Below are 6,421 nucleotides of genomic sequence, written 5' to 3'. Positions count from 1 at the left end.
GTGTGGGAGCGGATGGCGGCGGCTCCGACGGGGGCGGCGAGGGTTCGTCACTGGGCGACGGCGGAGACGCCGAGGGACTTGTCGGCGGAGTCGACGGAGTCGATGGCGTCGACGGGTCGGGCCCGCTGAGGGCCGGGGTGTCCGACCCCGGTGCCGAACTCAGGCCCGAACCCAGCCCGGATCCCGTGGTCGTAGGCGGACCGCCGGTTCCGCCGCCGCTGCCGTCGTCGGGGGTACCGGACTCGATGTGGACGGTCAGGGTGACGTAGGAGCCGAAGGGGAGCGAGGCCCCGGGGCCGGGGGTCGAGCCGGTGACGGTGGCGTCAGGTGGTGGGAGGCCGTTGGTGTCGTACGCCGTTGCCAGGCCCAGAGCGGTCAACCGGCTGCTCGCGCTGCCGAAGGTCTGGCCGGCGAGATGCGGTACCGGGTGCCGCTCGCGCGTGTCGAAGACCTGGTCGGCCTCGCCCATGGTCCCGGTCTGCCGGTAGATGCCCCGCTCGGGTTCGTCCACGTCGACGAGGGCGAACCGGTCGACCTTGTCGGATGCGGGACGTACGAGCACGACCTCGTCGGCGTCGAAGTCGCTCCACTTCTTGTTGCCGTCCCCGAACTCGACAGAAATTCGGTTCGTCGCACCCTTGAACGGCTTCAGCGGATTTCCGCATGAACACTTCACGGCGGGAACTCCCGCCTCGTCGACGAGAACCGCGATTCCCGCCTGGAGCAGCGCGTCGTACGGGACCGCTTTCCCCTTCATGTAGTCGTGGTTCTTCACCAGGGTGTCGTGGCGCAGGAGAACAGGAGTGAGCCGGTCGAGATAGGCGGGAATCCCACTCCTCGGAATATCGACCACACGTGCCCATTCCTGGGCCTTCCTGTTGTTCCTGGGGTCGGTGAGGAACTGCTTCAGCCGGGCGACGTCACAGACCGTCGGTCGCCTCGTGCCCCCGTACAGCCCAGGAGTGCTGCCGCGCTGCAGGCTGCTGCCGTGCGCGGGCTGCGAACGGATCCGGGCGTCATGGCCGAGGCCGCTGCTCTCGTCGAAGAACGGGGCGAGGGAGGGAACTCCCGCGGCCACCGCCTTCACCACCCGCGCGGGCGCCTGTCTGTCACAGCCACCGGCTAATAGAACGCACAACAGTGCGACGGCAAGCCGCTGAAGCCCAGGTTTCCTGAAAGCATGAAAGGTCATACCGCTCCCCCCGGCGGATACATCACGCCCATGCTACTGAACGCGAAAGCCTTTCACGCAAGGGGAATAAAAGTTGATTCAGCGGCCGCGTGCGTTCAGCGAGGCCAAATAGGCGTTGTACGCCTCAAGTTCCTTGTCCCCGTCGCGGTCGGCGGCGCGGTCCTGGCGCTTGGCCTGCCGCTGCTCGGAGCCGTACCACTGGAAGAGCAGCGCCAGCAGCACCAGTACGGTCGGGATCTCGCTGAAGGCCCAGGCGATCCCGCCGGCCGCGTTCTGGTCGGACAGCGCGTCGATGCCGAGCGAGGCGGGCGGATTCCGGTACGAGTCGACCATCGGCGTCGACGCCATCATCAGCGCGATCCCGAAGAACGCGTGGAACGGCATGCCCGCGAACAGCTCCAGCATCCGCATCAGATACCCGGGCCGGTTCGGGCCCGGGTCGACGCCCATGATCGGCCAGAAGAAGATCAGCCCGACGGCGAGGAAGTGACACATCATCGCGATGTGCCCGGCCTTCGAGCCCATCAGGAAGTCGAAGATCGGCGTGAAGTACAGGACGTAGAGACTGGCGATGAACAGCGGGATGGTGAACGCCGCGTGCGTGACGATCTTCATGTACCGGCTGTGCAGCAGGGCCAGCAGCAGCTCGCGCGGCCCCTTCCGGCCCCGGGCGGCGGGCGGCAGCGCCCGCAGCGCGAGCGTGATCGGCGCACCGAGCAGGATGAGGATCGGCGACACCATGCTGATCACCATGTGCTGCACCATGTGCACGCTGAACATGACCATGCCGTAGTCGTTGAGCCTGGTGCACATGACGAGCATGACGGTCAGCACACCGAGCACGAAGGAGATGCTCCGCCCGGCGGACCACTTGTCCCCACGCCGGGCCAGCCGCACGACCCCCCACGCGTACAGGGCGATCCCGACAAGACAGGCGACCAGAAAGAACGGATCGGCGGACCACCCGAGCCCCCGCGCCAGGGTGAAGGGCAAAAGCCCCATGTCCGTACCATCGTGCCCGCTGTGCTCCATCCCAACAGGGTAGAACCGCCCCCGGTCACGACTTGAACCGGGGGCAGCGAGGTGCTTTTGCTTTTAGGGGCGCGGGGAACTGCGCGACCAGCCACAACGGACCCGCACCCGAAGAAACAACCTCAGAGGACGCACTCAGCCTCGGCGTACCGAGCCTCAGGAACGGTCTTGAGCGTCTCGACGGCCTCGGCCAAGGACACCATCACGATGTCCGTCCCCCGAAGGGCGGTCATCCGCCCGAACTCACCCCGGTGCACCGCCTCCACCGCATGCCACCCGAACCGGGTCGCCAGCACCCGGTCGTACGCCGTGGGCGTCCCACCCCGCTGCACATGCCCCAGAATCACCGGCCGCGCCTCCTTCCCGAGGCGCTCCTCCAGCTCCAGGGAGAGCTGCCGGGCGATACCGGCGAAGCGCTCGTGGCCGTACACGTCCTTGCCGCCCTCGTCGAACTCCATCGAGCCCGCGCGCGGCTTCGCGCCCTCCGCGGCGACGACGATCGCGAACCGCTTGCCCGCCTCGAAGCGTTCGCCGACGCGGCGGGCCAACTCCTCGATGTCGAAGGGGCGTTCCGGTACGACGATGGCGTGGGCGCCCGCGGCCATGCCGGAGTGCAGGGCGATCCAGCCGGTGTGACGGCCCATGACCTCGACGATCAGGACGCGCTGGTGGGACTCGGCGGTGGTCTTCAGCCGGTCCAGGGCCTCCGTGGCGACCCCGACGGCCGTGTCGAAGCCGAAGGTGACGTCGGTGACCGCGATGTCGTTGTCGATGGTCTTCGGGACACCGACTATCGGCAGACCGTTGTCGGACAGCAACCGGGCCGCCTTGAGCGTGCCCTCGCCGCCGATCGGGATGATCGCGTCGAGCCCCAGCTCGGCGACATGGCCCCTGGCCCGCTCGACGCCGTCACGCAGATGCTCGGGCCGGACCCGGGAGGAGCCGAGGATGGTGCCGCCGCGAGCGAGGATGCCGCTCACCGCGTCGAGGTCGAGCTTGAGGTAGTCGCACTCCAGGAGGCCCTTCCAGCCGTCCCGGAAGCCGATCACCTCGTCACCGTGGTCCACTACGGCTCGGTGCACGACGGACCGGATGACGGCGTTCAGGCCGGGGCAGTCGCCGCCGGACGTCAGGACACCAATGCGCATCGCCCGAAAACCTTCTCCACGTGGGCCGGGACCGGACCACGCTGTCCGGCTCGATCCCCGCCACCATACCGGCGGCGGGGCCCGGGACCGTAGCACCCGTCCGCGTGCTGGACACCCCCGCTCACCTGTGCGGATGCCCCGTCAGACGGGCCGGTGACATGGGCATGCACAACAGGTGTACGGGCGGGGATGCCCGGGGGTCAGGCGGTCTGTGTCTGCTCCGCCGCCGTGATCCGCTCGTTGCGCAGCGCCTCGTACCAGCGGTCGTCGGCCGGCGGCAGCGCGTTGACGTCGAGGGCCAGCTTCAGGAGCAGGTCCGCGATCAGCGGGTTCCGGGCGAGCACGGGCCCGTGCATGTACGTCCCGAAGACCGTGTCGTTGTACGCGCCCTCCGTGCCGTCCCCGGTGCCGTTGCCGTTGCCGATCCGCACCTTGGCGAAGGGGCGGGCGGTGGGGCCGAGGTGGGTGACGCCCTGGTGGTTCTCGAAGCCGGTCAGCGGCGGCAGGTTGAGGCGCGCGTCGATGTCCCCGAGTACGTCGCCCACGCAGCGCTCGCCCTCGCCGCGCACCGAGACCACGTCGAGGAGCCCGAGGCCGGGCTCGCGCTGACCGAGGTCGTTGATGAACTCGTGGCCCAGGATCTGGTACCCGGCGCACACGGAGAACACGATCGCGCCGTTGCCGACGGCCCGGTGCAGACCGCCGTCGCGGCGCAAACGTTCCGCCGCGAGCCGCTGCGGCCGGTCCTCGCCGCCGCCGATCAGATAGATGTCGCCGGAGGTGGGGATCGGCTGGTCGCTGCGCACGTCGACACGGGCCACGTCGAGGCCGCGCTGCCGGGCCCGGCGCTCCAGGACGAGCGCGTTGCCCTGGTCGCCGTACGTGCTGAGCAGGTCCGGGTAGATCCACACCAGACGCAGCTGGTTGTCGCTCATGAAGTGATCGTCCTCACAGGTCGGTTGGCGGCAGTGGTCAGTTGCCGACGCGGCGGCGCAGATCCTGGAATGCGGTGTAGTTCGCGATGACCTCGATCCGGCCCGGCGGCGCCATCTGCACGGCCTGGTCGGCGCTCTCGCAGACCTGGAAGTGCTGGTTTGCCACCTCGAGCCGCACCGCGAGGTCCAGCTTGCGGTCACCGATGACGAAGATCGGGTGCCCGGTGAGCTGCGTGTAGTCGACGTCCCACAGCCACGAGGTGTCGGTGCCGTCGGCGCCCCGCGCGTTCACGGACAGGATGACCGGGGCCGGCGGCGGGTCGATCAGGGAGAACGTCTCCAGCCAGCCCGCCGGGTTCTTGGCGAGCAGCAGCCGCAGATCACGGTTCATGAACTGCACGACGTCGTACCGCCCGGCCACGGCCTGCACCTGGTACATCCGTTCCAGGCCGACCTGCGGCGGTACGCCGAACACGGCGGCGACTGCGGCGGAGGTCGCGGCGTTGGACTTGTTGGCGCGTCCAGGCAACTGGAGGTGGATCGGCCAGGCCGACCCGTGCGGGTCGAGCACATGGTCGCCGGAGAGCGCCCAGCTCGGCGTCGGACGGCGGAAGCCGCACTGGCCGCAGAACCAGTCGTCGCCGGGGCGCTGCATCACGCCACCGCAGGACGGGCAGGACCAGGCGTCGTCCTTCCACATCTGCCCGGCGGCGACCCAGATCACATTGGGGGAGGAGGAAGCGGCCCACACGATCAGCGGGTCGTCGGCGTTGGCGACGATCACGGCCTTCGAACCGGCGAGCCCCTCACGCCAGTTCTCCGCGAGCATGCGGGTCTCGGCGGCCCGGTCGAGCTGGTCGCGGGAGAGGTTGAGCAGCGCGATGCACTTGGGGTCCGTGTCCCGGGCGACACCGGCGAGATACTTCTCGTCGACCTCGATGACCCCGAACTTGGCGTCCGAGCCGCCCGCGAGCGCCGAGGTGATGCCGGCGGGCATGTTGGCGCCGAGCGCGTTCGACACGACCGGTCCGGCGGCGCGCAGGGCCTCCGCGATGAGCCGTGTGGTCGTGGTCTTGCCGTTGGTGGCCGAGACCAGGATGACGTCCAGGTGCTGGGCGAGCCGGGCGAGGAGGTCGGGGTCGAGCTTGAGGGCCACCTTGCCGCCGATCACCGATCCGCTGCCGCGCCCCGCCGCACGCGAAGCCGCCGCTACGGCCTTGCCGGCCGTCACTGCCAGCTTGGCCCGCGGAGTGAGCGGGTCCGAGTTGCCTGCCATCAGATCTCGATCCTCCTTGCGTACGCGCCGCGCCTGTGCCTCCGGCCACGTGGTGTGGACCTCAGCCTATCGAGATCCGTTCAGCGGATCCGCATCGCGGCACCTCCAAGGCGCCCGCGCGACATGGGTGACCGTACCCTTGCGGCCATGCGACCAGGCTCCATCCCGGGTACCAGAGGGCGCGTCCGCCCTCTGACACTGCTCGGCAACCCCGTTCTGCACACCTCCTGCGCGGAAGTCACACACTTCGACACCGAACTCGCCGGACTCGTCGAGGACATGTTCGCGACGATGTACGCCGCCGAGGGCGTGGGCCTCGCCGCGAACCAGATCGGCCACCCCTTGCGGGTCTTCGTGTACGACTGCCCCGACGACGAGGACGTCCGTCACGTGGGGCACGTGGTCAACCCCCGCCTGGTGGAGACCGGCGGCCTGGTCCTCCGTGGCCCCGAGGGCTGCCTGTCCCTCCCGGGCCTGGAGGCGGGCACGGAGCGATACGACGAGGCGGTGGTCGAGGGTTTCACGGCGGCGGGGGAGCCGGTGAGGATCGAGGGCACGGGCTTCTTCGCCCGCTGCCTCCAGCATGAGATGGACCACTTGGACGGCCACACGTACGCGGACCGCGTAACGGGCTGGCGTCACAAGAGGCTAATGCGCCAGGCAACCCGAGCGGCTTGGCACGGGGAACGCTGACGGGCCCGCTTTCGGGTGTGGGTGACGCGGACGGGCTCGCTTTCAGGGGTGCGCGAACGGGCCCGTTCTAGGGGCGTGCGGTGCGCTGACCGGCCTGCTTTTAGGGGCGCGGGGCTGTATCGATTTGCGGCTCCGCCGCGTGGGC

At 69.4% G+C, this 6,421-nt stretch carries 6 protein-coding genes; 1 reads left to right on the top strand and 5 read right to left on the bottom strand.

Translation table 11 applies throughout. The features are described 5' to 3' along the window. The 5 genes from AOK08_RS40145 to AOK08_RS40125 form a co-directional block, all read right to left on the bottom strand. On the bottom strand, window positions 1–1,078 hold a 1,078-nt coding region (locus AOK08_RS40145; protein WP_241827306.1), incomplete at its 3' end, for a PASTA domain-containing protein. A gap of 192 nt (window positions 1,079–1,270) precedes the next feature. Further along, on the bottom strand, window positions 1,271–2,224 hold the full coding sequence (locus AOK08_RS40140) for a cytochrome c oxidase assembly protein (RefSeq protein ID WP_055535277.1): 954 nt from the start codon (window positions 2,222–2,224) through the stop codon (window positions 1,271–1,273). A 122-nt stretch (window positions 2,225–2,346) separates the two neighbouring features. Then, on the bottom strand, window positions 2,347–3,372 hold the full coding sequence (locus tag AOK08_RS40135) for a 6-phosphofructokinase (RefSeq protein WP_055535275.1): 1,026 nt from the start codon (window positions 3,370–3,372) through the stop codon (window positions 2,347–2,349). Window positions 3,373–3,572: 200 nt separating this feature from the next. Next, window positions 3,573–4,307 (bottom strand): type 1 glutamine amidotransferase, encoded by a 735-nt coding sequence (locus AOK08_RS40130; protein WP_055535273.1) that lies wholly within the window; start codon window positions 4,305–4,307, stop codon window positions 3,573–3,575. A 37-nt stretch (window positions 4,308–4,344) separates the two neighbouring features. Next, entirely contained in the window at window positions 4,345–5,583 is a 1,239-nt protein-coding gene (locus AOK08_RS40125) for a MurT ligase domain-containing protein (protein ID WP_055535272.1), read from the bottom strand. Window positions 5,584–5,730: 147 nt separating this feature from the next. Here AOK08_RS40125 and def point away from each other — a divergent pair, with 147 nt between their 5' ends. Next, window positions 5,731–6,276, top strand: coding sequence for a peptide deformylase (gene def / locus AOK08_RS40120; RefSeq protein WP_055535281.1), 546 nt, complete (start codon window positions 5,731–5,733; stop codon window positions 6,274–6,276). The last annotated feature ends 145 nt before the right edge of the window (window positions 6,277–6,421 follow it).

The sequence above is a fragment of the Streptomyces graminilatus genome, from assembly GCF_001418565.1.
Classification (GTDB): domain Bacteria; phylum Actinomycetota; class Actinomycetes; order Streptomycetales; family Streptomycetaceae; genus Streptomyces; species Streptomyces graminilatus.
The sequence above is the reverse complement of the archived record's forward strand: the minus strand, read 5'-3'. Positions and strand labels throughout refer to the sequence as shown.